The following is a 23,964-nucleotide window of genomic DNA, read 5'->3' on the forward strand; positions in this document are numbered from 1 at the left end:
CGAAGGGCTCAGGGGCCGTTGCCGACCGTGCTCAGCCGGGTCGCGACGGCCGCCGCGACCGCCGGGCTCGGATTCGCGCCGGTGATCACCGTGGCCGGCCGATCCCCGCCGACCTTCCTCGCCGCGATCGCGGCGATGCCGGCCGCGCCGGCCGGCTCCGGCAGGATTCCGACACAGTGCAGGATCAGTTCCATGGCGTCCAGCAACGCGGCGTCGTCGACCAGGACGAACTCGTCGACCAGTGCGCGCACCCGGGTGACGGCTTCCTCGATCGGGCGGCTGACGGCGATCCCGTCGGCGATCGTTGCGGCGGGAACCGTCACCGGAGCGCCGGCCTCGGCGCTGCGGATCATCGCCGGGCTGCCGGTGGCGCAGACGCCGACCACCCGTACCTCGGGCCGGTGCTCCTTCAGCCAGCGAGCGACGCCGGTGATCAACGCGCCGTCGCCGACCGGCAACACGATCGTGTCGAACTCCTGGTCGGAGAGCTCGACCCCGATCGTCCCGGCGCCTTCGGCGATCTCCGGCTGCCGGCCGTCCTCGATGAACACCGTGCCCGGCCGCGCGGCCGCCTGCTCGGCGGCGGCGAGCCGGGCCTCGGCACTGCCCGTTCCGGCCGGGGTGAGCCGGGCGCCGAACGTCTCCATCCGGCGCCGCTTGTCCGGATTGAGCTCGTACGGGACGAACACCTCGACCGGCAGGCCGCGCTTCCGGCCCGCGTACGCCACGGCCTGGCCGAAGTTGCCCGACGAGGCGCAGACGACCGGCGTACCCGCTGGCAGGGTTGCCAGCATCGTGTCCGCGCCGCGGCCCTTGAAGCTGCGGATCGGGTTCGCGGTCTCGAGTTTGATCAACACCGGCCGGCCGAGCGCGGCCGCGAGCTGCTCTTCGACGAACTGCGGGGTGTTCCGGAACACCGGGTCCAGCTCGCGCGCCGCGCGGGCGATCCGGTCAAGATCAAGATCGATTGCCGAACCCTAACCCGCCGGGACCCTGGAACCGTGCCCTGACCCTGTCGAAGGGCCGAGCCACAGGGGACCTGGCCCTTCGACAAGCTCAGGGCACGGATGGCTCAGCCGGCCGACCGTCGCCGGACCATGATCATCAGCGCACCGCCGCCGAGCAGTGCCACCGTCGCCGAAAGCAGCGGCAATGGCGCCGACGCGCCGGTCTCCGGCAACGCTCCGTCGCCACCCGGGTTGCCGCCGGCCGGGGGAGCGCTGGTGTCGTCCGAGGGCTCGGTACGGCCCGGGCTCGGCGTCGCTGTGGCGACGGGCGGCTCGGCCGGAGTCGGCGAACCCGACGGCGGGGTCGGGCCGGCCGAGGGCGTCGGGGATTTCGAGGCGGTGCCCGATGGCGTCGGGGTGACCGGCGGGGTCGGACTGCCGGACGGGTTCGGAGTGGCGGACGGGGTGGGATCGGGACCGAAGATCTTCTCGGAGTCACCGAGCCGCAGGAACACTGTCTCCCCGGTCGCGTCGTCGACGCCGTCGTTGTCGGTGATCGCGTACACCTGGCCGTCGCCGGCGATGCCGAGCCCCTCGAGCTTTTCCTGCGTCCAGCCGTTGGTCTCGCGCAGCAGCGGCAGGACGTCGACGGCCGTCTGCTTGGCGAGCGTCGTCAGGCCGGTGGCGGCCGGCTGATCCGGAACGGTGATCAGGGTGACCCGCTTGATCGCCGCGTCCGGCCCGTTCAGCTTGTCCCGTTCGATCAGCGCCAGCCGATGATCATCGACGAGGGTCAACTCGCTGAGCCCGATCCAGTCACCGTCGGCGCTGGTGCGTTCCAGCGGATAGCCGAACCAGGCCCACTGCCCGGTGGACGGGGTGTAGCGCCCGATCCGAGCCGTGTCCTCCGGGTCGCCGTCCAAGTGGCGCTGCAGCGCGACGTACACCTGCTCGACACCGTCGACCGCGTGTGCCGCGACACCCTCGAAGCCCTGGCTCTTGACCTTCGCCGCCACGTCCTCCGGCAGCCGGATCTCTTCCTGGACGGCGCCGTCGGCGGCGACCTTGATCAACGCGTTCTCGGGTCCGGTCCCGCCCTCGGCCGCGATCCAGAAGCTGCCGTCCGGACGCTGCGCGATGCCCTCGGCGTCGACCGGGTAGGGCTGCCCGTCCTTGGTGATCACCAGCGCGGAGTCGATCACCGCCGGCGTCGCGGTCGCGTCGATGCCGAGGATCCGGGTCGGCCGGTACGCGGCGTCGGTCACCGTGTAGAGCCGGCCCGGGTCGTCCACGTCGCGGCTCAGCGCGCCGAGGGCACCCCACGGGATCGGCCGGTCGCCGGTCGAATGGATGGTCGGGAAGGCCGGCTTGCGCTGGCCCAGCTGGAAAAGGTTGACGCCGGCGCGGACCCGTGCCTCCGGGTCGTCGGTCTCGCTGGACACCGCGAGCAGACCCCGGCCCGGGATCGGCAGGATGCCCTCCGGCCCGTTGGTGGTCGGCAGCGTCTGCAGATACCTCGGCGCGGCCGGGTCGGCGAGGTCGTACACGGCAACGAAGTTGGCCCGCTCCGCGGCGACGAACCCGTACCGCGTCCCGTCGAACTCCGCGACCGCGAGCCCCTCCGGCTCGGTGCCCTTGTTCTCCGACCGGTCCTCCGGGTAGAGCCCGTTCGCGATCGCCAGCTGCTCGTAGCTGTTGCCGGCGTCCCAGACCGGCCGGCCGGTTCGGGTGTCGAAGATCGTCCAGCCGCGGCTGCCGCCCTTCCAGTCGCCCTCGTTGGCCGTGGCGACATGATGATCATCGACCCAGGCGATCGCGTCCGGCTCCCGCGGGACGTCGGTGATCGTTCCGGTCGGATCGATCTGATCATCTTCCTCGGTGTCGACCCCGGAGATCGTCACTGTGCCGGCGGTGAAGGCCTTGATCAACTTCCCGCGGCGGGGATCGAACAGCGCGATCCCGTTGTTCTCCTGGAGTGTCAGGGCCACCGTGCCCGAGTCGGGCGCGTACGCGACGTACTCCGGCTCCGGATCCTGCGGGGTGTTGAGGCCCGGGACGCCGGCGAGCTGATCGGCGAACTCGACCGTCCGCAGCGACCAGCGGGCCGGCCCGGTCGGGGCGAGGCGCAGGAAGCTGATCATGCCGCCGGGCTGCTGCGGCAGCCCGCCGTCACCGGCCTCCTCGTCCCGCTCGTTCTCGATCGCGATGGCCGCCGTCGACCCGTCCGGCGCGATCGCGATCGAGTCCGGCTGCCCCGGCAACTCGATGCTGCGGACCCGGGACCGGTCGGCGATCCTGATCACGTCCAGCCGGCCGGACGGCTCGGTGAAGGAGGGGCTGGTGTTGACCACCACGAGGACGTACTCCCCGACCACGGCGACCGACGTCGGCTCGTCCTCCGCGTCGCCGAGCTCGGTCAGCGACAACGTGCCGAGCCCCTGCGGTGCGTGCGGATCGGTGATGTCGAGGAACCCGATCTGCCGCGCCACCGCGTCGGTGTAGATCAGCGTGTTCTCGTCCTCGCTGACCGCCGAGATCTCGGCGACGGTCTCGACCGACGGATCGTCACCGTTGTTGAGGTAGACCGGGTAGGTCGCCGTCCGCTGGAACGACACCTCACCCGCGGCCGATGCGATCTCCGGCGCGGCCGTACCGGCGGCCGCGAGGGCCACCACCAGCCATCCGGCCGCGAGCTTTCCGGACAACGTGCGATGCTTCATCGACGACGATCCCCCTGCGATCTCACCTGCGCCCCCTGCGCCGGCCGAGCATCGCAGCCGGACCGTACCGCCAGGTGTCCGGGAGGTGGCCGCCACGTTGCCGAGCGGCAACGGGTTTGAGCCCCGGCCTCCCCGACGCTAAACTCAGGCGTCGGCCGTCGTACGCGACGATCGAGCGCCCGTGGCTCAACGGATAGAGCATCTGACTACGGATCAGAAGGTTGCAGGTTCGAATCCTGCCGGGCGCGCCACACAAAACAGGGCTTGACCAGGGCCGGGAACATCACCGGTAATCGAACACCGCGAGGCTCTGCTCGCCCTGTCCATGTCAGTGTCCATGGTTAGACTCCGAATCATGGTGCGAGAACGCGTACGAGCCTCCGTCAGGAAGCGGGGCAATTCTCACCAGATCCGGGTCTATGCCGGTGTCGATCCCCTCACAGGTGAGGACCGCTACCTCTCCGAGTCGACGACCGACGCGGCCGAGGTCGAGAAGATCAAGACCAAGCTGCTCGCCGCCGTTGACCAGCAGCGATCGACGCCGACCAAGGCATCGCTGGGCCACCTGCTGGACTCCTGGCTCGAGGTACACGACGCCGAAGAGACCACGATCGATGGCTATCGGAACCTCTCCGCCACAGTGATCAAGCCGGCGCTGGGCGACGTGCAGATCGCGAAGGTTGACTCGCTCGTCCTCGAACGGTTCTATGCCGAGCTGCGGAAGTGTCGTCGCCGCTGCGGGGGCAAGATCGAAGTTGATCACCGAACACACCTCCCGCACGAGTGCCGCACCGTCCGACACCATCGCCGGCCCGGCCGACCCAAGGTTGGCGAGACCCACGACTGCGAAGAGAGGGGCTGCGAGGTCATCGAGTGCAAGCCCCATGTGTGCTTGCCGATGGCGCAGTCGACCATGCGGCAACTGCACTGGATCCTGTCGGGCGCTATGACGGCCGCCGTACGTTGGAAATGGGTCCCCTGGAATCCGATGGAGGGCGCCGAAGCTCCCCGCCGTCCGACGCCCAACCCTGAACCGCCATCGGCGGCAGACGCGGCCCGAATCGTGAACGCTGCCTGGGAGCGAGGCGATCTGGAATGGGGCACACTCGTCTGGCTCCTCATGATCACGGCGCCGCGCCGCGGCGAGATCGTGGCTCTTCAGTGGCGTGATCTTGACCTGCACAACGGCGTCGTTGAGTATCGGCGCGGTTTTACCCATCGTGCGGGCAAGAAGTCGCTCAAGCAGACCAAAACCCATCAGAATAGGCGCCTTGGCCTCGACAGCCTGACCGTAGAGCTGTTGACCGCTCACCGAGAGCGGTTCGAACAAGAGATGAGGTTCCTGCAGGGCGTACCCGCCGACGCGGCGATGACGATCAACCCGGAGGCGTACGTCTTCTCTGCCAAGCCAGACCATTCCGCGCCGCGCAATCCGGACGCTGTAACCCACCGCTACGCCAGAATGTGCGCCAAACTCGGCATCGACAGTCACCCCCACGCGATGCGGCACTACAACGCCACCGAACTGCTCACCTCGGGAGTTGACCTGCGCACGGTCTCTGGGCGCCTGGGCCATGGCGACGGCGGCAGTACCACGCTGAAGGTCTATACGGCCTGGAGCACGGCGGCGGACAAGAAGGCCGCCGATGTGCTGGCCACCAAGATGTCCCTGCCGCTGTCTGCAAGACGCCTGAGCAGCAAGGAGTGAACACCCGCAACACCTCCGCCTCAATCGAAGCGGCGGGTCTGAACGCTTGGGTCGACGAATCAATCCGAGAAGCTGCTGGCGGAGGTGACTACATCCTGGCAGCGGTTCTCGGTGACCCTGAGGGATGCGAGCCGTTCCGAGAGAGGCTTCGATCACTGCGGATCGGGCGCCAGTCACGCCTTCACTGGCACACCGAGGACCAGCGCCGCCGCGGCGTCCTGGCGACAGCAGTTGCTGGGTTCGATCTTGCGTCCATCGTCATCGTCGGATCGCCGCTGCAGCGGACGCGGCAGGAACGAGCGCGCCGGAAGTGCCTTCAGCGGCTACTTCACGAACTGGACCAGTTCGACGTCGGCCAGGTGTGGATCGAGGCCCGCACGGAGCGTCTGAACCAGCGAGATCTCCACCTTGTCGAGGCTCTCCGTGGTCAAGGATCGATCAGCAAGCGGATCCGTGTCGAGCCTGCCCGACCAGTGGAAGAGCCGATGCTCTGGGTCTCCGACATCCTTGCCGGCATCGTCGCGGCGGGCCGTGGAGGTGCGAACGAGTGGATCGGGCTAGTCCGACCGCGGCTGACCGAAATCTACGTCGACGCCAGCTAACCTGTCCAGAAATGCGCGAAGGCCGGGTCCCGTCATTCCGGCGGGGGTTCCGACCTCACGGCTTCCCACCCCCCATCAGGAGGCGGGCTCACACACCGAGTCTAACAGCCTGAACCACACAGCCTCGATTCACCAGGCGGGTCGACACCCCATCCAGGTCGATCCATCGAGCCACGCTCGAATCCTGCGGCTGGCGCAACTTCTGCCATGTCTCGGCGCATCCGGCGGCCGGGTGAGGTCATATTGGGTGCGAACGGAGGTCGGAGCGGAGTGGTTCACGGGTGGAGTGAAGCGGGCGCCTTGGTCTGCAGGCGGCGCCCTCGACTCACCGAGTAGGGTTCCGAGTACTGGTCCGAAGAGGGGCCGCTCCAAGTAACGATCTGGACACGCTGGGCGCAGCGCGCGACGTGTCGCCGAGCTTTGCTCGAAACTGAGGATCACCAAACTTCGCCTGAGGTTGGACTGGCTACGGGCTCTCTGGGGGCAGAGGCGATATGACAACTGAGATTGCAATTTTGAACAAGAGTGGTGTTGCGTTAGCCAGTGACAGTGCTGTCACGATTTCCATGCGGAATGGAGACGCGTACCAGATCGCCAAGATCTATGCGAATGCGAACAAGCTCTTCGAGCTTCGGCGAGGGCGTCCAATTGGGCTCATGGTCTATAACAACGCCGATCTTGCTGGCGTCCCATGGGAAACCCTCGTCAAGCTCTATCGCGAGGAATTTCCTTCATTGAGGCGAGAGGGTCTGGCGGACTATGCCAATGATTTCCTCGAGTTCGTTGGTCGCAAGCTCAGGTCCCATCTGTCTGATAATCAGCGCAAGGTCGCAACGCTTCTGGCAGTAAACACGATCGTGTTAGGAATCTTGCCAAACTCCGACTCGGACTTCCACCAGATTCAAGGCAAGCTACAACGTCGCGAGGCACTCAAGAACGCCTTTGAGGCCGCGCTCAACGCGTGGTCACAAGAGCCAAGAAAAGCCTGGGCGTCTGAGATCGATGAGGGAGAACTGTGGTCGGGCCTGCGGTCCAGCCTGATGCAGATGGTCCCGACGAAAGTGTGTGACACATCGCTCTCCGCGCCTCAGCGAGAGTTGCTGGCACGGTTAGGGATTTGCGTCCTGCTGCGGGAGAGTGCGCCCCCGCGCGGTCCCTGGTCGGGTCTTGTTGTGGCAGGATTTGGCGACGATGAGGTGTTTCCGTCGATGCACCATGTGACAGTCACGGGAATGGTCGACGGTGTCCTTCGCTCAATCGACCCTGATCATGAGCGAGTTGATATCGACAGGCCCGCCATAATTAAGCCGTTCGCCCAGACCGGTGAGGCGATTATGTTCCTGCAGGGCGTCGACCCCGAGGTCTCTGCGGGGATTAGTTCTTTTTGGCGGACCTGGTCAGATGGTCTCTCTGCTAACATCTCTCAAATAGTCAAGGATGGTTTTCCGAAAGCAAAACCAGAGGAATTGAGAGAGTTCAAACGAAAGACCAGTGAGTACATGAAAGCCTCGTGGAGCGAGTTCGGTGATTTCATGAACGACCAGTACCATAAGCCCAGAATGGATCCAATCGAGGCCAGTGCCTCTTTTCTTTCCAAGGGCGAGATTGCTGACTTGGCCGAGAATCTGGTTGAGTTAACCTCACTGCGAAATCGTGTAAGCCTGAACCGCCAGGAGACAGTTGGTGGCGCCACGGACGTGGCGGTGATCTCGAAGGGCGATGGCTTCGTCTGGGTCAAGCGGAAGCACTATTTCGATCGCGATCGCAATCCCACATGGGCTCTGCGACAGACAGTGCGAGATGTAGTATCAGAGATGGTCGAAGATCGGAAGGGTGGCAGCGATGGCAACGCCGATGTTGATAGACCTGAACCAACGCGCTGAGGGTGATCGTGCGCGTCGGCAGCGCGAGGCCGAGGCTGTGGCGAAGAAGGCAGCGCAACAAGCCGGTGCGCGTGCACTTGAGCGGGCGTTGCGGGCTCCGCGCGACACGACTGATGGCAACCTACGCAACGAGGCGTGAGGCATTGGCGGCGCGGCAGGCTGCAAATGGACAGGCGCGGCCATTGATTGGCCAAGAGAGAGCCAGGTTCAGCAGTCGGAGGTAGGTCGCCGGATCGCGATCGAGGCAAAGCCTGCTGGTTCTGGACTACCGCTACTCGAACAGTGCGGCGGTCTCTCGGCAGATCCGAGCGGCGTCTGGGCCTGTCGCGGCCACATCGAGAAGGCGTTTCAGATACTCGTTGTACCTGGCCACATCTGCGGGGTCGGAGATATCTAGGTCGCCGAGGGGTGTCTCGATCGAAACGATGTCGTCGGTGAGATCCCAGCCGTTGAACAACAGGACGGGAAGCTGACGATCGAACGGGATGACGCCGATCGTCGCAGTGGTCAGCGCCTCTGCGAGGCGAGCGATGTGCTCGAGCTGATCCCGCATCACCGGCGCCGGTGCGAACCGATTCCGCAGGGCTCCCTCACCGATGAGCAGGGTGACCTCGCGGCCGGGCTCGTACAGGATCGCGGCGCGCCGGAGTCGCGAGGCGATCATGCGCGAGATCTCGTCTGGGGTGGCGCCGGAGTCGATCGGTCCGCCTGGCAGGTTGAGGAGTGCTCGAGCGTAGTCGGCTGTCTGCAGGAAGCCGGGGATCAGGAGCGGTTGGTAGCTGGCGATGACCTTCGCCGAATACTCCGCAGCTGCGACGGCGTCCTGCAGTGCGGCCACGCCGCCGTCTTCGGCGAACATTGCCTTGTAGGTCGAGTACTCGTGCCGGGCGCGCTTCAGCAGCGCGATGAGTTCGCCTGCGTTGGCGCCGGTCAGCTTGGCCCAGGCAGCAAGATCATCTTCAGCTGGAAGCTGGCGCCCGGTCTCCAGCTTGGAGACCTTGGGTTGCCCCCAACCCGGGCCGAGCTTGGCGACAAGCTCGTTTCCGGTCAGGCCGGCGTCGAGGCGCGCCTTGCGGAGCTTCTCGCCGAGGGCGGACCGGGCCCGGAGGTTGGGGGTCACTGTTGATCTTGGTCCTTTCTAGGCTGGTACGCGCTCGCGAAGCTGAGCGGTACGTGCGATGAATTCGCTTACTGGCGTCGACAGGTCGAGTGCCCGATCGCGCCATGCACGATGTTGCGCAACCTCGGCCTCATCCGTGACGTTGTCCGCGTACAAGGGTCGACCCTTGTCGTCGTACGTCATCACCCACAGCTGATCGTCGAGGAGCCAGTAGTCATGGTCCTTCGGCAGACTGTCGGGCCACGTTCCTTGCTGGCAGTGGATCACGCGGATGTCCTCGCCCGCACTGAGCGACGGCTGATAGCCCCAGGCAACTTCGTACTGGACGTACGGGCTGAGCGGCTCGACGACAACGTGCACCCTCTGCAACGTACGGCCGGCCGCGATGTGGCCGGCCACCATCGCTGACCACTCCTCGTCCGCAGGGTCGTACGGCACTGTCGATTCGCCGGCCTGGAATGCGTCGAACTGCTCTTGCTCGCCCGAGACGTCGTAGTGCTGCAGTGTCTCGAGTCGGAACCACGACTTCTGGACCTGTGCGAAGAGCTCGCCGAACTCTGGGCTGTTCAGGCTGACTCGCCGGCTCATGCTCGACCTTCGAGGCGCGCTACTGCGGCCAGCAAGGTCTGACGAGGGATGGCCACTGCGAGTTCATCGTCGGCGACTCCAACAAGTTCAGCAGCTGTGGCGGAGTCCAGGACCTTCCCCTGTATGACCAACACCGAGGGGTCCTCGCCGAGGTAGACGGCGGGGCAGCTGCCGTTCTTGCAGCCGTCCGCGTCGCGAGCAATCTCCGTGAGCTTCATGTCTGCACCCTTTCCCGCGCTCGTGGCGCATCGAATCTTCGACGAGCCAAGCATGACATGGATGACGGCAAGAATCACCAGTTGAGCAGTGAAGAATATTATGCTTGAATCAGGACATAGATTCTCCATACCTGAGGAAGGGTGCAGACATGACGATCAGTGCCGAACGGCCGGGCGGACCCGCCTTTCGCGGTCAGCTGCGTGACCGGATTCGTGAGCACGCGCTGCAGAGCGCGCTACGGAAGCGATCAGCGGGGGTTCCGAGCCTGACAGTCGCCGAGGCTGCTGCTCTGTGCAGCGTCTCGCCGGAGCACATGTACCGACTTGTCCGGACGGGCGCCGTCCCGTCTGTCCGAATGCGGCGTGGAAGCGAACAAGGTCGGTACGTCGTGCCGACCGTTGTGGTGGAGCAGCTGTTCAGCGCAGCCACATCCATGGCGGAGCCCGTCGAGGTCGCCGACTGGGCAGAACAGTGGACCGCCAAGGTCGGTGGTCCGCAATGAAGCGGATGTATCGAGACCGGCCCCGCCCAGGCGCCAACCAAGTCGGGGCCGGCTCTCCCACTACCCAGCTAAGTGCAGCGGAGACCTCAATCATGACGGATCGCTCTGCGTTGCCCGAGGCCCGGGGGCCCCTGGCGGCCAGGTTGAACGAGATACCGGCGGATCGGGCGGCATGGGTACGGGGCATGCTCGAGTTCACGGCATGGGTTTGTGATCATCCGGAGCTGCCGTTGCCGATCGTGTCGGCACGGGTTCCGTCCGGATATCACGGATGGCGCGTTGTTGATCACGTCGCCGCGGCCGTGGGTGACGCGCCGTGTGTGGAGTTCGGTGGCCGTCGCTACTTTGTGGAGCGTTCGTTCGGGCCGGTCAAGATCACGTGCACGGCGTACGGGCCGCAGTCGCTGCGGCGTGCTGGTGCTGGTGGTATGCGATGAGGCGGCCGACGGAGAAGGAAGGCCGGGTCGTCCCCTGGGTCGGGCTTGTCGGGCTCGGTCTGGCGATGGTGGGTATGTTCCTGGCCCGGGCCGGTCAGCCCGCAGGTGGCTGGGTGATCGCAGTCGGCGCCGGGTGCGTGATCACGTTCTGCCTAGTGTTTTGGCGCCTGGTCGCCGGCGGGATCTTGTCGGCCGGGCTGTGGTTCGGGCTGGCGGGTGTGTTCTGGCTGGCCCATCCGGGACTGCCCCATCGGGACTACGCGCCGTTGGTGTTGATCACTGGTCTGGTGATCATCGCGGGCACGGTGACCTATCTGTTGCGGCGGTCGTTCGGGTCGCAGGGGATGGTGCGTCGGTTGGCGCGTCGGTCGGCTCGTAAGGACGGTGTGGCGTCGTGGTGGGACGTGTGGCGCCGGGCGTCGGTGTTCACGTTGCGGCGGAAGGCGAAGATCCTGCGGCCGTCGCTGCGGGACGTGTCGTGGTGGGTCCGTTGGTTCAAGACTCCGGCGACGGAGTTGGGGACGTGTCTGGCGAGGATCGGCCGGCAGAAGGTGTGGTCGGCGATCGAGAACGTCACGTTGAGGTTCGGCGGGCCGCGGATGGGCAAGTCCGGGGAGTTGGCTGGCCGGATCCTGGACGCGCCGGGCGCGGTGATCACTACGAGCACCCGCACAGACCTGATCGAGAACACTGAGCTGGTCCGCGGCAAGGTCGGCCCGCTGTACGTGTTCAACCCGTCGGGTCTGGCGAGGTTGGAATCGACGTTGACGTTCGACCCGCTGGCCGAGTGCGGCGAGCCGCATGTGGCGATCTACCGGGCCGAAGACCTGATCTCGGGCGGACCGTCAACGGATTCGAACGCGGATCGTGAGTTCTGGATGAGGCAGGGCGCGCAGGCGCTCGCGGCGATGCTGCACGCCGCCGCCCTGGGCGGTTTCGACATGCTGGACGTGCAGCGGTGGGTGGCCGCCCCGACCGAGTTCAAGGAGTTGGTGTTGCGGCAGCTGCGGCGGTCGCCGTCGCCGGCGTTCGAGGCGCAGGCGGTCCAGTTCTTTGACAACAACGACCGGACCCGTTCGTCGATCACGACCACGATCCTCCCGGCACTGTCCTGGCTGACCAGTGATGTCGCCCGGGACGCTGCCCGGCCGGGCGATTCGATCGACGTGGAGAAGCTCCTGGCGGAGAAGGGCACCCTCTACCTGCTCGGCGCGGAGGACTCGCTGACGGCCCCACTGGTGACCGCGTTGACGGCCCACATTGCCAGGGAGGCGCGCCGGATAGCTTCGGAGCAGCGGTCGGGTCGGCTGGACCCGCCGCTGACGCTGGTCTTGGATGAGGCGGCGTTGATCTGTCCGATCCCGCTAGATCGGTGGACTGCGGACATGGGTGGCCGGAACATCACCATCCACATCGGTGCTCAGGGTCGTGCGCAACTCCGCGCCCGGTACGGCGACACGGGCGCGGCGACGATCTTGAACAACGCGGCGATGTTCATGATCATGGGCGGCGCCCGCGACGATGGCGATCTTGCCGCGTACGCGACGTTGGTCGGTGAGCGTGATCACGAGGTCGCCACCCATGATCATTCCTCGCGCGGGTTCTCCACGACGAGCCGGCGGCAGCAGACCCTAAGCGATGCCCAGGTGGCCCAACTGGCTGAGGGCGAGGTCGTGATCATCGGCCGGGCGATGCCGCCCGCACTGGGCAAGCTGCCGATGGTGTGGAAGCGGCGGGACGTGAAGCAGGCGGCCCGGGCGAAGAAGCGCGCCGCCCGAGCTGCAGCCCGGCTCAACCGCGAGATCGAGGCTGGTCGGCTGCGGCTGGTCGAGATCTCCTGGCGGGCCGGCCGGGCCGGGTTCCGCGCGTGGCTGGCCAGCCTACGGCCGACCGACCGGTTCGCCCCGACCCTATCGACGACCCGCCGGGTCGGAGAGACCCCCGTCAGTCCGACCGACTTCGACACCGCCTGGGCAACCGAGCAGGAACGTCACCTGGTGGTCGTTCCGCCGGCCGAGGACGAGGCGGGTGATCAGCGATGACCGCGGACATGGAGGCCGTCGAGTTGTGGGACGGCCGGACTTGGCCCGGCCGGGTCGACGAGGACGGGTTGCCGGCGTTTCGGTTCGGCTGGGCGCCGGACGGGCTGTTGACCCGGCGGCAGTTGCGTGAGGCCGGGCTGTCGCCGGGCGGTCAGGACCCGTACGGGCGGATCGTGTGGAAGCACGATCAGCGGTTCGCCTGGCTGTACCGGGAAGACCTCGCGACTCCGAAGCGGGTTCCGACTCCGGCCCAGCTCGCCGCGGTCGAGGCCGCCCTCGCCGCTCGCAAGGTGTGTGTTGAGTGTGGCCCGGTCGATCACACCGTGCGCACCACGGACGGGTTGTGCGGTGACTGCTACACCGCCACCCTGACCGCCGACGACGATGTTGATCAAGTCGACGCAGCTGACGTAGCCGAAGAGCTGATCGCCCAGTACCGACAGGCCCCGAATCCGGACGACCCGTTCCAGTCGATCACTGACGAGCGCCCTTTCGCGCAGCCGCCGGCCGACGTTGAGCGGTCGGCGGAGGAAGCGGTCGAGCGGGCTTGCCGGGCCGTGGCGGAGCTACGGGACCGGCAGCCCGTTCAAGATCAACACACCGAACAAACCGAGGTTGACCGTAGCGACCGGGCCCGAGTACTGGCGGTATGGAGCGGGACCGAGGTCACGGACGCATTGGAGCGGGCCCGGCGATCACTCGATGACGCCGTGAGTCGGCAACTCCAACACGACAGCGAAGAGCGGTGGAGCCGTGGCGATGATCTCGCCCGCTTGCAGGCCGCCGACGCGACCGCCGCCGGCGGTCGCGCTGACGAGGACTGGCAGGAGAGAGGTGTCGCATGAGCAAGCTCACGCCCGAGGAACGGCTCGGCCTGATGGAACGGCAAGTTCGGGGTCTGGCCCGCGAGGTCGAGGCCGCCAAGACCGCCCAGGAGACCCTTGCCGGCAAGGCCCAGTTGGTCGAGTTGAAGGGCCAACTGGTGAAGCTGGCCGATCAGGTCGCCGACCTGCCGAACCTGCTCAAGGCCCCGGCGGCGGCCGAAGCGACGCCGGTCGAGTCCTGGCTGGCCGAGGTGCCGGACACGTTCACGCCGGCAGAGGTGCTGACCGACCTGGTCGGCTGGCTCCGCACCGTGTACCTGCGGTACGCCGATGGTGCGGCCGGGTTGCCGGAGTGCTGGTTGTGGCACCCGGAGGTTGTCGAGGAACTCATCTGGTTGCTGCAGGCCTGGCGGGCCGCCTACCTCGGCGAGCCGTCGATCCGGGCGGTCGGTGACTGGCACGACCGACTCCGGCCCGGCGTGGTGCGCCGCATCGACGCCTACGCCGGCAAGTGCTCCCTGGTCAACCACCAGCAAGCCCGCGCCCACCGGCAGCCCATCGAGGTTCCGGCCGCCGACGCCGCCACGGTGATCGCCGAATGGTGGGCCGGTGACCACGACGCCGCTGCAGCGCCGGAGCCTACCGAGGAACAGCTCGCCGCCGCGGACGCGGCCTTCAACCGCCGCACTCGCTACACGGGAGGACAGCCATGATCATTTGGGACGATTTCTGGGCACGCGTCGGTAGCGAGGAGTGGCTCGCCGCGAAGGCGCTGCTCGAACTCTCACCGACCGTGCGGCGGGATGCGAGCCTGTGGCTGCTCGCCGACGGCGACGACACGCGTGATCCGTGGCAGGCGTGGGCTGAGGATGTCGACACCCGCGGACGCGGCTGGTCGAGCACTGAACGCCGCCTCTACACGGTCGTGGCGAGCCTGACGACCGGCCGGCCAATCGATCTGTCCACCCTCGGCTCTCTCGGGTCGTGGGAGACCGCTGTCTGGGCCGTCCTGGTCGACTGGGGCACCGGCGGCAACAACCGCGAGTACCCCGGCCGGGCGCGGGTGGTGGTGTCATGATCCCGTTCGATCAGATCGATCCGCCCATAATCACCGCCGTCGCGGCCGGCCTGGCCGCGATCGCCGTCGTCGTGATCATCACTCGAGTCGTGCGCCGGATCGCCCGCGCGGTCCGCTCGTCGGCACGCCGGGCCTCCGGGTCGCGATTCGGGTTCGGCGTCGCGGTGACGGTCGCGCTCGGTGTCGCCGGAATCGGCGGCGTGACGTCGTTCGAGGCGGTCAGTGCCGCTTTCGGCTCGCCGTTGGTGCCGCTGGTCGCCGACGGCATGATCATTGCCTGTACCGCCCTCCGGTTGGCGGCGATGAGCCGTGGCTGGCGCATCCCCGGTGCGATGTTCACCACGTACGTGTTCATCGCGGGGTCGGTGTTGATCAACGCCGCGAGCGTCGAGGGGTGGGCGGCCAAGCTCGGCCACGCCCTCGCCCCGCTCGCCTATGCGGTGTTGGTGGAGATGCTGGCGCACCTGCTCCGGCTCCATATGGGCCTGGCGCAGCCGCCCGCGGCGCGGCGGTTGTCGGCGTTGACGTCGGCCCGCTGGTCGGTCCTGACCTGGCTCACCTCGCCGGTGATCACGACCCGGGCATGGCTGTACTTGGCCCGGACCGGCGGGGACGATCCGGTGGCCGCGCGGGCGTTGATGCAACAGCTCGTGCGGATGTCCTCCCGGCTGTCGACGGTGTGCCCGTCTCCGGCCGGGCTGCGCCCGATGTTGCAGGCCCGGGCGGCGCGGGCTGCCGCCCTGCACACGATCCGCGACGGGCTCCTGACCGCCCGCGATGTTGCCCTGCTGCTGCCGCACCGCGAACAGTTGACTCCGGCGGACCTACTGGCGCTGGTCGATCGCGCCGCGCTCGGCCTTCCCGCCGATGAGACCGACGGTGCGGCCGCCCCGGTTGAGGCGCACCGGCCGGTGCGCCCCGCGGCTGTCGAGCCGGGGCACCGCCCTGCTTCCGTAGCTGCACCGGTGGCGGTGCATCCGCCCGCCGCCGAGAGCGCCCCGTGCACCGGTGCACCGGTGCAGCCCGAGCCCGCTACCAGAGATGCACCGCCGGACGGTGATGACAGCGCCCTGGTCGCCTGGCTCCACCGGCACGCGGCCGAGCACAACGACGGCGAACCCCTGTCGGCCCGCGCCGTTCAGCGGCTGCTGTCATCCGGCTGGCCACGAGCCCAGCGCATCCATGCCCTCGCCGGATGGAACGACACCAACGACACCGACCAGACCAAGACCGAGCCCAGACAGCTCCAGTTGATCGCGACTTCCAGCGATCGAGAGCCCCAAGAGTCCGAGTCCGAGCTTGCGGAGAGCCGAGCATGACGACCCACTTCCACACGAGTCCAGTTCTCGCTTTCCATGGCCCATTCCAGGTAGCCAGCACAGTTCAGTTGAGCGCACGAGACCCACAAGATTTTCAGATCACACCTTGGCATCACGATCAGATGGGCCGCCGGGCGGCGGGTGCGGAGGTGACCGGATGCTGACCGTCAGCTCCGGTCACCGGGCGAACTATCTGACCGATCAGGTCGCCCAGGGCCGGGAGAACTACTACACCGGCGCGGTCGCGGCCGGCGAGCCGCCGGGCCGCTGGCAGGGCACGGGCGCGGCCGCGCTCGGTCTGTGGGGCGAGGTCGACACGCAGGACATGCAGGCGCTTTACGAGCGGTTCCTCGACCCCCGCGCCGAAGGGTTCCGCGATCCGGAAAAGTGGGCTGAGATCGACACCCTCGGCCACCCCGGCCGCGCGTACCTGTCCGAGGACGAGATCTATGCCGCTGCCCTGGAGCGGGAGCCCGGTGCAGACGCCGAACGCCGGGCCGCTCTGCGGGTCGAGGCGGGACAGAAGGCCCGCAAGAACGTCGCGTTCCACGATGCGACGTTCAGCGTGCAAAAGAGCGTGACGGTGCTGCACACCGCGTTCGAGGCGCAGGCGGTGCAGGCCCAGCGGGACCTGGACGCCGCCGAGGCCGCCCTGGTGGAAGCGCAGGAGCGGGGCGCCGGGGCGGCGGTGCACCGGGCGGCAGCGGCGGTGCACCGGGCCCGCACCGCCGTCGAATCGTGGGCTGATTACCGGCAGGCGGTTGAGGATGCGATCTGGGCCGGGAACAACGCCGGTTTGGAGTACCTGGCGGAGAAAGCCGGCTACAGCCGGGTCGGGCATCACGGCGGGAACGCCGGCCGGTGGACCGATGCCCATGACTGGGTCGTGGCGTCGTTCTTCCAGCACGACAACCGCAACCACGATCCGCAGCTCCACATCCACAACGCGATCCTGAACCGCGTTCAGGGCGCGGACGGGACGTGGCGCACGATCGACTCCCGCGCCCTGCACAAGTACCGCGGGTCCGCCGGCGCGATCGCCGAGCGGGTGATGGAGCAACACCTGACGCACGCGCTAGGCGTGACGTTCGCGACCCGTCCGGACGGCAAGGCCCGCGAGATCGTCGGGATCCACCACAGGTGATGGACCTGTTCAGCTCGCGCCGGACCGCGATCAGCCGGAAGGCCGAGAAACTGGTCACCGAGTTCGAGACCAAGTTCGGCCGGTCGCCGAACGGGCTGGAACGCAAACGCCTCTCCCAGCAGGCGACGCTGGCGACCCGGCGGGCGAAGTCCCATGACGGAGAGACCGTCGAGGAACGCCTCGCCCGGTGGGACACCGAACTCCGCGCCGAGGTCGCCGGCGGCCTCGCGGCCGTGGCCGATCAGGCCCTCGCCGCCCGGACCGACGAGCCGCCGCCGGCGGAGGAGTGGACCGAGACCGCGGTCCTGCAGACCGCACTGGCCAAGGTCCACGAGACCCGCGCCCACTGGAACGAGTCGGACCTGACCTGGGCGATCTCGGCCAGCCTGCCCGACCACCTCGGCAACCTGCAGCCGAGCGAGATCACCGAGCTACTCGACCGGCTCACCCAAGACGGCCTCAAACTCGCGACGCCGTTGGAGCCGGAACGGCCCGGCGAGGCGGCCCTTCCGGACGAGCTGCGGCTCGCCAACGGCGCATCGTCCTACCAGGCGCCCGGCGGACGGGTCTACGCCACACCCGGCCACCTGCACACCGAACGTCTCCTGCATGCCGCCGACCGATCCGCCGACCGCCGCGCCTTGGACCCGGCCGCGGCTCAGGCTGTCGTCGACCAGGTCGCCAACTCCGGCGCCGCCCTCGGCGCCGATCAGGCCGCGGCGATCACTGGCGTGCTCACCTCCGGCGCCCGGGTCGAGGCCCTGATCGGCCCGGCCGGAACCGGGAAGAGCTTCCTGCTCGGCACCCTCGCCAAGGCCTGGGAAGACCCGGCGCTTTGGGGCGGAGAACGCCGTCGGGTGGTCGGGTTGGCGACCGCGCAGATCGCCACCGACGTGCTCGCCGGCGAAGGCCTCACGGCCCGCAACATCACCCAATGGCTCGGGATGCAGGACCGGCTCGCCGCCGGCGAGCCGCGGCCGGAGGAACAAGCGTGGGCGCTGAGCGACGGGGATCTGGTCGTCGTCGACGAGTCCGGTATGGCCGACACCACCGACCTTGCCCGGATCCACGCTCACGCGGAAGCCGCGGGGGCGAAACTGCTGCTGGTCGGGGATCACCGCCAGCTTTCCGCCGTCGGCGCCGCCGGCGGCATGGACCTCGCCGCCACGGCCGGGCCCCGGTACGAACTGACCGAGACCCGCCGGTTCGCCGAGGCGTGGGAAGGGCTGGCGTCGCTGCGACTGCGGGAACATGACCCGTCCGTCTTGGGCGAGTACCACCGCCAAGGCCGGCTGCTCGACGGCGGCGCGATCGAGCAGACCGAACAGGCCGCCGCGCGGGCGTGGCTGGCCGACACCCTCGAGGAACGCCGGTCACTCCTGATCGTCGGCAGCAACGAGCAAGCCGCTCGACTGTCGGCCGAGTTGCGGGCGCGGCTGGTTGATCTTGGCCTGGTCGACGACACTCGCACCGTCCAGTTGGGCCTGCAGGGCCTGCTGGCCGGCGCCGGCGACGTCGTTCAGGCGCGGGAGAACGCGTGGCACCTGGACGGCTACTGCGGCAACACGCGGGCGCCGCGGAACCGGGACGAGTTCAAGATCACCGAGATCCACGACGACGGGTCAATCTCGTGCGCACCGATCGACCGCGACACCGGCCAGTCAATCGACGACGAGTCGATGCGGCTGCCGGCCGACTACGTCGCCGACAAGCTCGCCCTCGGCTACGCCTACACCGTCCACGCAGCACAAGGCACCACCGTCGACACCACTCATACGGTGGTGACGCCGGGGACGGGTGCGGATGCTCTCTATGTCGGGATGAGCCGCGGCCGGCACGCCAACACCGCCCATGTCGTCACCCTGGACCGGCCCGAGCAGGCCGAGACCGGCGAGACGCTGCAGGCGGTCCGGCGGAACCCGCAGGCGGTGCTGGCGACCGTGCTGGAGACTGACCATCCGGAATTGTCCGCGCTCGCCCAGGCTGCCGAAGCGGCTGCGGAGAACGAGGCGATCCGCACGCCCGGGGAGTTGTTCGCCGACGCGTGCGAGATCGCGGTCGCGAACCGCACCGCAGCCTGGCTCGACCAGGCCGTCCAGGACGGCCAGCTCACCGCCCAGCAGCGGGCCACGCTCGCAGCCGAAGACGGCAACGCCACCCTCTCCCGACTCCTCCGGCAGGTCGAGATCGCGGGGCACGATCCACGGGCCGCCCTGGTCGAGGCCATTGAACGGCGCGACCTCGCCGACGCGCGCCAGATCACCAACGTGGTCCACCACCGCATCACTGAGCACACCGACAATTTCCAGCCCGCCGGTGAGGGCTACGCCGACTGGATTCCAGCTGTCGGTGATCCGCAGTGGGCGGCATACCTCCAGCAGCTTGCGGACCAGGCCGAAGCTCGGCAGGCCGAGCTGGGGGAGGCCGTTGCGCAGAGCGCACCTCAGTGGGCTGTCGAATCGTTCGGCTTGGTGCCTGAGGATGAGGGCGCTCGAGAGGCCTGGATCACCAAGGCAGGTGTTGTTGCCGCTCACCGTGAGCTGACCGGTCATGAGGATCCGGCGGAGGCGTTGGGTGCGGCGCCGAAGCCTGGGCAGGTCGAGGCGTACGCGTCCTGGCACGCTGCGTGGCGCGCCCTGGGGCGCCCGGCCGCGGACCGTGCCGAGGCCGAGATGAGCACGGGGCAGTTGCGGGTCCGGATCGCTGCGTATGAGCGGGAAAAGACGTGGGCGCCGGCCTATGTCGCCGATCAACTCGCGGCGACTCGGCAGACGGCCGAACAGCGGCGGAACGATGCCGCGCTGCTGCACGCGCAGGCCGACAACTCCGCCGACGACGCAGAGCGGGGCCGGCTGCTGGACCAAGCGGGTGACGCCGCCGCGCTGGCCGAGACGTTGGAGGCGCAGGCGGCTGATCTAGCGGTCGCGGACGAGGCCCGAGCAGCCTGGTACGCGCACACCGCTGAGACGCGGGCGGCGGCCGAGCGGGCCGCGGCGGAGTTGCCGACCCGTGACGACGCCGCGTTGGACGAGGAGCCGGTGACGGCCGAGGAATGGCTGGCCGCCCGCCGCGAAGCTGAACTTGCTGAGGATCCGCACCGGGAGATCACCGGCGAGCACGAACTCACCGACCACGAACAGGCGCGTGACGAGGAGCTGGCTGCTGTACGGCCAGAACCCGCACGGGACGAGCCGGCGGCCGAGCCGGTGCCGGATATCCGCGCCGAGACCCCGGTCGAGGTGGAGGTGGCGGACTCGATGCGGGTGCCGTCTGCGGACGAGACCGCGGCCGCGGTCCGCAATGCCCAGCGGGCCTTGGTGGAGTTGCGGTACCGGCAGGCCGCCGACGAACAACGCGTCGTCGACGAGCAGACCGCCGAGCGGGACGACGAACTGGCCCGCTGGCACACCGAGCAGCCCGCTACGGACGGCCACCGGCCTGCCGTCACTGACCGGCAGGACGAAGGCCCTGCCCTCGAATTGGCCCCCAACTGAGCAGCAGTACCCAACCAACTGGAAGGAAGTTGATCATGTCCGAAGCAACGAACAACACCCACGGTGCGTCCGACGATGCCGGCTACACCGACGCTGAACTGCTGGCCGGGATCGCCCAGTCGGTCGAGGCCGGTGAGATGAGCGTCTATGTGTCGGAGCAGGACACACGTGCGGAGCTGGCGGCCGCGTTGGCCGATCTGCACGAGGCGATGGCCCGGGCGGCGGCCATCGAGAGGTCGGCCCGGATCGAGGCCGGCCACGAGAGGGTGACCTCGCCCTTTGAGTGGCGGATCTGGCGGACGATGAACCACGCCACCACCGCCGTCGGCCGGCTGATCGAACTGGACCCGAAGCTGGACGACCCGATCTTCGCCAACGTCCAGGTCGGTGTGAACCGGACGGACGAGTTCACGACCCTGGATGATGACCAGCGGCTGGCACTGCTGGTGCCGGCGCACGCCGCCGCCGAAGTGGCGGCCGAGCGGGCGCAGACCGCGTTGAACCGGCTGGTCGCCGATTTCAGCCACACCGCTGCCGAGGAGAGCGTGTGGGCCGAGCTGGACGATCGGCTCGACCGGGCGGCCGGCACGCTCCGGGTCAATCTCGGCGAGCTGAACTTGCCGGAGTTCCGCGAGCTGATCCGGACCGACTGGCAGATGGCCGAGGCGTCCCGCAGCGAACTGGTCGCGATCTTCGAGCGGCTGCACCGGGCGGAGCGTCCCGAGGCGTTGAGCCTGGGCATTCCCGGCAACGATGAGGAGGCGAACGCGGAGCGGCGCGAGCTGGCTCAGCGGTTGATGGTCGAGTACAGCCAGCAGCGCAAGGCCTATTACACCGGTGAGACCACCGAACCGACTGTGAAGGCGCCGTTCGGGCTGCGGCTGGTCGTCCAGCACGAGGGTGATCTCGCTGCGGTGATCGCCGACGACGAGATCAACAAGGATCTGATCACCGCCCTCGACCTCGCCCGACCCGGAGACGATCGTCGGCTTGGGGCGGCGCCGAGCCCGGACGAGCTGGCCAGGCTCGCTGAGGAACGCGGCCGGCTCGCCGAGCTGCTCGGCCTGGAGGCCGGCCACTCCGCCTCTGATGTGGCCGCGGTGTACTCGCGGCTGGTGCGAGCCGACCGGGTCGAGGCGCTGACCCTCGGAGTTGAGGGCACCGACGCCGAGGCCAACGAGCGGCGGGCCGAGCTGGCCCGGCTGTTGATCGAGGAGAACTCCTGCAAGTCCGAGGCCGCCTACGCCGAGGCGGCCGCGGCCCGGTCGTTGGAGGAGCCGTGGATCCGGGAGCCGTTCGGGCTGTGGCTCGTGGAGAAACATGGTGGCGATCTTGCTGCGGTTGCGGACGATCCCGACCTCGACAACAAGCTCCGGCAGGACATGGAAATCGGCCTGTTCCGCACCGAGTTCGTCAGCGACGAAGACGGAGAACGCTACGTCGACAGCCATCCGAGCGAAGCCGAGCACGCCGCAGTGGCCAAGGAACTCGCCCGGATCACCGCCCAGCTCATCGACCCAGACCACGCAGGCCCGATCGAGGACGGCGCCGATCAGGCCGACGCGGCGACCAGTGCCGGCGTACAGGACGACGAGAAGATCGTCCTGGTTCCAGGCAACAGCTTTCTGCCGCTGCTGGAGCCAGACCAGTCGCGGCTTCAGACCCGTGCGGGGAACCCGCGGTATGCCGATGGGGCGCCGGTGAGGTTCTTCGCCGACGGGTCACCGATTCCGCGAGACCACGGCTCGTACGACTGGTGGGACGCTGAACGGCAGGCCTTCGTGGACCCGCTCGAGGACGATCCCGAGTACCTGCCCGACTACGACCTGATCGACGACGACGCACACCACGAGTCACAGGCTCGCGATGATCAAGATGACGGCGACACCGCCGATGCTGAGGTGGTGCCATCCCCAACGGTGGTGAGCATGGAGGTCGAGGAGTACGACGAGCGGCGCAGCGACCAGGTCCCGGAGGATCCGGTGAACGGCCTGGACGACTTCGCCAGCGGCGGGCCGTACTCGACCGGCCTGGCCGATCACGAGCCCGACGACCTCGATGAGGACAACAGCACCGCGGATTCTGACCTTCGGTGCGACAGCGAGGAGACCGTGGCGGCGGTCGAGCGAGCCGAGCGAGCCGTGACCGAACTCCACCACCGGCAGCAGGAGGACGAGCACCGTCGCACGGCCGCTGATCGGGCCCGCGACGATGATCTCGCCCAATGGCACCAGCAAGATCAACAACAGCACGCCGCCTCCATCGAACAGGCCGACACCAGCCCGGTACTGGACTGCGCCGACTACGACGGGCGGTAGCCGGGCCGGCGGCCGCCGGCCTGGCCGGGTGCCCACCGCCCTTGCGGGCGGAAATGAGGGTGCCTGGCCGGGTTCGGCGGCCTGGTGCCAGCCCGGTCCCTCCAACCTCAAGCGGGGTCCGTGGAGTTCTCGCCTGACGGACGTCGGCGCTCCGCAAGCTCCGCTTCATTCCTAGTCCGCCAAACGAGAACCCCACGGACCCGCTTGACCTTAGAGCCTCTACCGGGCCGGCATGCGACAGCAGTCGGCAGGCCCCGAAAGACAGGGGCTGCCGCCACCCAACGGCCACCAGCAGGGGGAGCAGGGGAGTTGATGATCATGGCGAAGGAATCAAACCCACCGCGACGGCTCCCCGCCGGCGCCTGCACCTGGTGCGGCCAAGCCCCGCACACCACGCCGTGCACCGACGAGATCCGCCTCTCCCGCGACCAGCCCATCCACAGTCCATGCCCCTGCAGCCGCCACATGAAGGAGAAGTCGATCATGACCATGACCGTGACAGTCGGCCAGTCTGCCGGGACAAAGTGTCCCCGTGGAGTCAGCGGGAAGCAGCGCGACCTGTTCCTCTCCCTGCCCGACGCCCAGCGGGAGATCTACCGCTACCACTTCGACGTGTGCGGGCGTCTCGCCCAGCACTGCTACCTGATCGCCTCCGGCAAGATGCCCGCCCCCCCGCTAACCCAAGATCACGAAGGAGACCAATCATGAACACCGCCACGAATGTCCGCATCGTCGACAGCAGCATTCGCACCATGGACCAAGGCGTCGTGCACACCGCCAGCCGGCTGGGCCAGACCGCCGGCCTGCAGGACTACGAGATCGACTGCACCGAGGGACAGGCCTACGTCCTGGCCGTGGACGTGCTGAGCGCGAACAATGATGCCGAGCACCGGTGCCGCGAATGTGGCGGCCGGCTCCTGCTGCCCCGCTGACCCGCATCGGTGACGCCCCTTCGGGGGGCGTCACCGTGGACGGGCCAGACCCAAGATCACCAAGGAGCTGACATGTACGCCGCGCAC

At 68.1% G+C, this 23,964-nt stretch carries 19 protein-coding genes and 1 tRNA gene; 15 read left to right on the plus strand and 5 right to left on the minus strand.

Annotated elements, in window-relative coordinates:
- Positions 1-8: 8 nt before the first annotated feature.
- Together AC6CCG_RS10775 and AC6CCG_RS10780 are read right to left on the minus strand one after the other, a co-directional pair.
- The gene (locus tag AC6CCG_RS10775) at positions 9-917 is read right to left on the minus strand and encodes a threonine ammonia-lyase (RefSeq protein WP_496654535.1); all 909 of its coding nucleotides are present in this window, start codon (positions 915-917) and stop codon (positions 9-11) included.
- Positions 918-1,072: 155 nt separating this feature from the next.
- Positions 1,073-3,667 (minus strand): esterase-like activity of phytase family protein, encoded by a 2,595-nt coding sequence (locus AC6CCG_RS10780; protein WP_496654536.1) that lies wholly within the window; start codon positions 3,665-3,667, stop codon positions 1,073-1,075.
- 175 nt (positions 3,668-3,842) lie between these two features.
- On the opposite strand from AC6CCG_RS10780, the gene AC6CCG_RS10785 reads away from it, so the two are divergent.
- The 4 genes from AC6CCG_RS10785 to AC6CCG_RS10800 all read left to right on the plus strand — a co-directional run bounded on the left by AC6CCG_RS10785 (position 3,843) and on the right by AC6CCG_RS10800 (position 7,860).
- Positions 3,843-3,918 (plus strand) — tRNA-Arg (locus tag AC6CCG_RS10785).
- A 104-nt stretch (positions 3,919-4,022) separates the two neighbouring features.
- Positions 4,023-5,375: a tyrosine-type recombinase/integrase gene (locus AC6CCG_RS10790; protein WP_496654537.1), complete on the plus strand. Its 1,353-nt coding sequence runs from the start codon at positions 4,023-4,025 to the stop codon at positions 5,373-5,375.
- Positions 5,372-5,977, plus strand: coding sequence for a hypothetical protein (locus AC6CCG_RS10795; RefSeq protein ID WP_496654538.1), 606 nt, complete (start codon positions 5,372-5,374; stop codon positions 5,975-5,977). The genes AC6CCG_RS10790 and AC6CCG_RS10795 overlap by 4 nt, the downstream gene beginning before the upstream one ends.
- Positions 5,978-6,471: 494 nt before the next feature.
- Entirely contained in the window at positions 6,472-7,860 is a 1,389-nt protein-coding gene (locus AC6CCG_RS10800) for a hypothetical protein (protein WP_496654539.1), read from the plus strand.
- A 271-nt stretch (positions 7,861-8,131) separates the two neighbouring features.
- Here AC6CCG_RS10800 and AC6CCG_RS10805 read toward each other — a convergent pair whose 3' ends face one another.
- Genes AC6CCG_RS10805 through AC6CCG_RS10815 form a run of 3 tightly spaced genes read right to left on the minus strand, consistent with a single transcriptional unit; the run spans position 8,132 to position 9,786 of the window.
- Positions 8,132-8,980: a helix-turn-helix domain-containing protein gene (locus AC6CCG_RS10805; RefSeq protein WP_496654540.1), complete on the minus strand. Its 849-nt coding sequence runs from the start codon at positions 8,978-8,980 to the stop codon at positions 8,132-8,134.
- An 18-nt stretch (positions 8,981-8,998) separates the two neighbouring features.
- Positions 8,999-9,568: a DUF6879 family protein gene (locus AC6CCG_RS10810; protein ID WP_496654541.1), complete on the minus strand. Its 570-nt coding sequence runs from the start codon at positions 9,566-9,568 to the stop codon at positions 8,999-9,001.
- On the minus strand, positions 9,565-9,786 hold the full coding sequence (locus AC6CCG_RS10815; protein WP_496654542.1) for a hypothetical protein: 222 nt from the start codon (positions 9,784-9,786) through the stop codon (positions 9,565-9,567). The genes AC6CCG_RS10810 and AC6CCG_RS10815 overlap by 4 nt, the downstream gene beginning before the upstream one ends.
- A gap of 149 nt (positions 9,787-9,935) precedes the next feature.
- Between AC6CCG_RS10815 and AC6CCG_RS10820 the strand changes: the two genes are divergently transcribed.
- From AC6CCG_RS10820 to AC6CCG_RS10870, 11 genes are all read left to right on the plus strand, one after another.
- Positions 9,936-10,289, plus strand: a complete 354-nt coding sequence (locus tag AC6CCG_RS10820) for a helix-turn-helix domain-containing protein (RefSeq protein WP_496654543.1) — start codon at positions 9,936-9,938, stop codon at positions 10,287-10,289.
- Positions 10,290-10,722: 433 nt separating this feature from the next.
- Positions 10,723-12,768, plus strand: a complete 2,046-nt coding sequence (locus AC6CCG_RS10825) for a TraM recognition domain-containing protein (protein WP_496654544.1) — start codon at positions 10,723-10,725, stop codon at positions 12,766-12,768.
- Positions 12,765-13,613 (plus strand): RRQRL motif-containing zinc-binding protein, encoded by an 849-nt coding sequence (locus tag AC6CCG_RS10830; protein WP_496654545.1) that lies wholly within the window; start codon positions 12,765-12,767, stop codon positions 13,611-13,613. The genes AC6CCG_RS10825 and AC6CCG_RS10830 overlap by 4 nt, the downstream gene beginning before the upstream one ends.
- Positions 13,610-14,305 carry a hypothetical protein gene (locus AC6CCG_RS10835; protein ID WP_496654546.1) on the plus strand — a complete coding sequence of 232 codons (696 nt, stop codon included), beginning with the start codon at positions 13,610-13,612 and terminating at the stop codon, positions 14,303-14,305. Before AC6CCG_RS10830 ends, AC6CCG_RS10835 begins: the two co-directional genes overlap by 4 nt.
- Positions 14,302-14,670, plus strand: a complete 369-nt coding sequence (locus tag AC6CCG_RS10840) for a hypothetical protein (protein WP_496654547.1) — start codon at positions 14,302-14,304, stop codon at positions 14,668-14,670. The genes AC6CCG_RS10835 and AC6CCG_RS10840 overlap by 4 nt, the downstream gene beginning before the upstream one ends.
- On the plus strand, positions 14,667-15,989 hold the full coding sequence (locus AC6CCG_RS10845; protein WP_496654548.1) for a DUF2637 domain-containing protein: 1,323 nt from the start codon (positions 14,667-14,669) through the stop codon (positions 15,987-15,989). Before AC6CCG_RS10840 ends, AC6CCG_RS10845 begins: the two co-directional genes overlap by 4 nt.
- A 157-nt stretch (positions 15,990-16,146) precedes the next feature.
- Positions 16,147-17,133: a relaxase domain-containing protein gene (locus AC6CCG_RS10850; RefSeq protein WP_496654549.1), complete on the plus strand. Its 987-nt coding sequence runs from the start codon at positions 16,147-16,149 to the stop codon at positions 17,131-17,133.
- Entirely contained in the window at positions 17,133-20,627 is a 3,495-nt protein-coding gene (locus AC6CCG_RS10855; RefSeq protein ID WP_496654550.1) for an AAA family ATPase, read from the plus strand. The genes AC6CCG_RS10850 and AC6CCG_RS10855 overlap by 1 nt, the downstream gene beginning before the upstream one ends.
- 35 nt (positions 20,628-20,662) lie before the next feature.
- Positions 20,663-22,945: a hypothetical protein gene (locus tag AC6CCG_RS10860; protein WP_496654551.1), complete on the plus strand. Its 2,283-nt coding sequence runs from the start codon at positions 20,663-20,665 to the stop codon at positions 22,943-22,945.
- 312 nt (positions 22,946-23,257) lie between these two features.
- Complete coding sequence (locus tag AC6CCG_RS10865; protein ID WP_496654552.1) at positions 23,258-23,653, plus strand: hypothetical protein; 396 nt, start codon at positions 23,258-23,260, stop codon at positions 23,651-23,653.
- Positions 23,650-23,877, plus strand: coding sequence for a hypothetical protein (locus AC6CCG_RS10870; protein ID WP_496654553.1), 228 nt, complete (start codon positions 23,650-23,652; stop codon positions 23,875-23,877). Before AC6CCG_RS10865 ends, AC6CCG_RS10870 begins: the two co-directional genes overlap by 4 nt.
- Positions 23,878-23,964: the final 87 nt, after the last annotated feature.

It is taken from the genome of Microlunatus sp. YIM B11417, assembly GCF_059617205.1.

Coding starts and splice junctions, on each gene's coding strand:
- AC6CCG_RS10780 (WP_496654536.1), bottom strand. CDS start 3,667: ATGAAGCATCGCACGTTGTCCGGAAAGCTCGCGGCCGGATGGCTGGTG.
- AC6CCG_RS10790 (WP_496654537.1), top strand. CDS start 4,023: ATGGTGCGAGAACGCGTACGAGCCTCCGTCAGGAAGCGGGGCAATTCT.
- AC6CCG_RS10800 (WP_496654539.1), top strand. CDS start 6,472: ATGACAACTGAGATTGCAATTTTGAACAAGAGTGGTGTTGCGTTAGCC.
- AC6CCG_RS10810 (WP_496654541.1), bottom strand. CDS start 9,568: ATGAGCCGGCGAGTCAGCCTGAACAGCCCAGAGTTCGGCGAGCTCTTC.
- AC6CCG_RS10815 (WP_496654542.1), bottom strand. CDS start 9,786: ATGAAGCTCACGGAGATTGCTCGCGACGCGGACGGCTGCAAGAACGGC.
- AC6CCG_RS10820 (WP_496654543.1), top strand. CDS start 9,936: ATGACGATCAGTGCCGAACGGCCGGGCGGACCCGCCTTTCGCGGTCAG.
- AC6CCG_RS10825 (WP_496654544.1), top strand. CDS start 10,723: ATGAGGCGGCCGACGGAGAAGGAAGGCCGGGTCGTCCCCTGGGTCGGG.
- AC6CCG_RS10830 (WP_496654545.1), top strand. CDS start 12,765: ATGACCGCGGACATGGAGGCCGTCGAGTTGTGGGACGGCCGGACTTGG.
- AC6CCG_RS10835 (WP_496654546.1), top strand. CDS start 13,610: ATGAGCAAGCTCACGCCCGAGGAACGGCTCGGCCTGATGGAACGGCAA.
- AC6CCG_RS10840 (WP_496654547.1), top strand. CDS start 14,302: ATGATCATTTGGGACGATTTCTGGGCACGCGTCGGTAGCGAGGAGTGG.
- AC6CCG_RS10845 (WP_496654548.1), top strand. CDS start 14,667: ATGATCCCGTTCGATCAGATCGATCCGCCCATAATCACCGCCGTCGCG.
- AC6CCG_RS10850 (WP_496654549.1), top strand. CDS start 16,147: ATGCTGACCGTCAGCTCCGGTCACCGGGCGAACTATCTGACCGATCAG.
- AC6CCG_RS10855 (WP_496654550.1), top strand. CDS start 17,133: ATGGACCTGTTCAGCTCGCGCCGGACCGCGATCAGCCGGAAGGCCGAG.
- AC6CCG_RS10860 (WP_496654551.1), top strand. CDS start 20,663: ATGTCCGAAGCAACGAACAACACCCACGGTGCGTCCGACGATGCCGGC.
- AC6CCG_RS10865 (WP_496654552.1), top strand. CDS start 23,258: ATGATCATGGCGAAGGAATCAAACCCACCGCGACGGCTCCCCGCCGGC.
- AC6CCG_RS10870 (WP_496654553.1), top strand. CDS start 23,650: ATGAACACCGCCACGAATGTCCGCATCGTCGACAGCAGCATTCGCACC.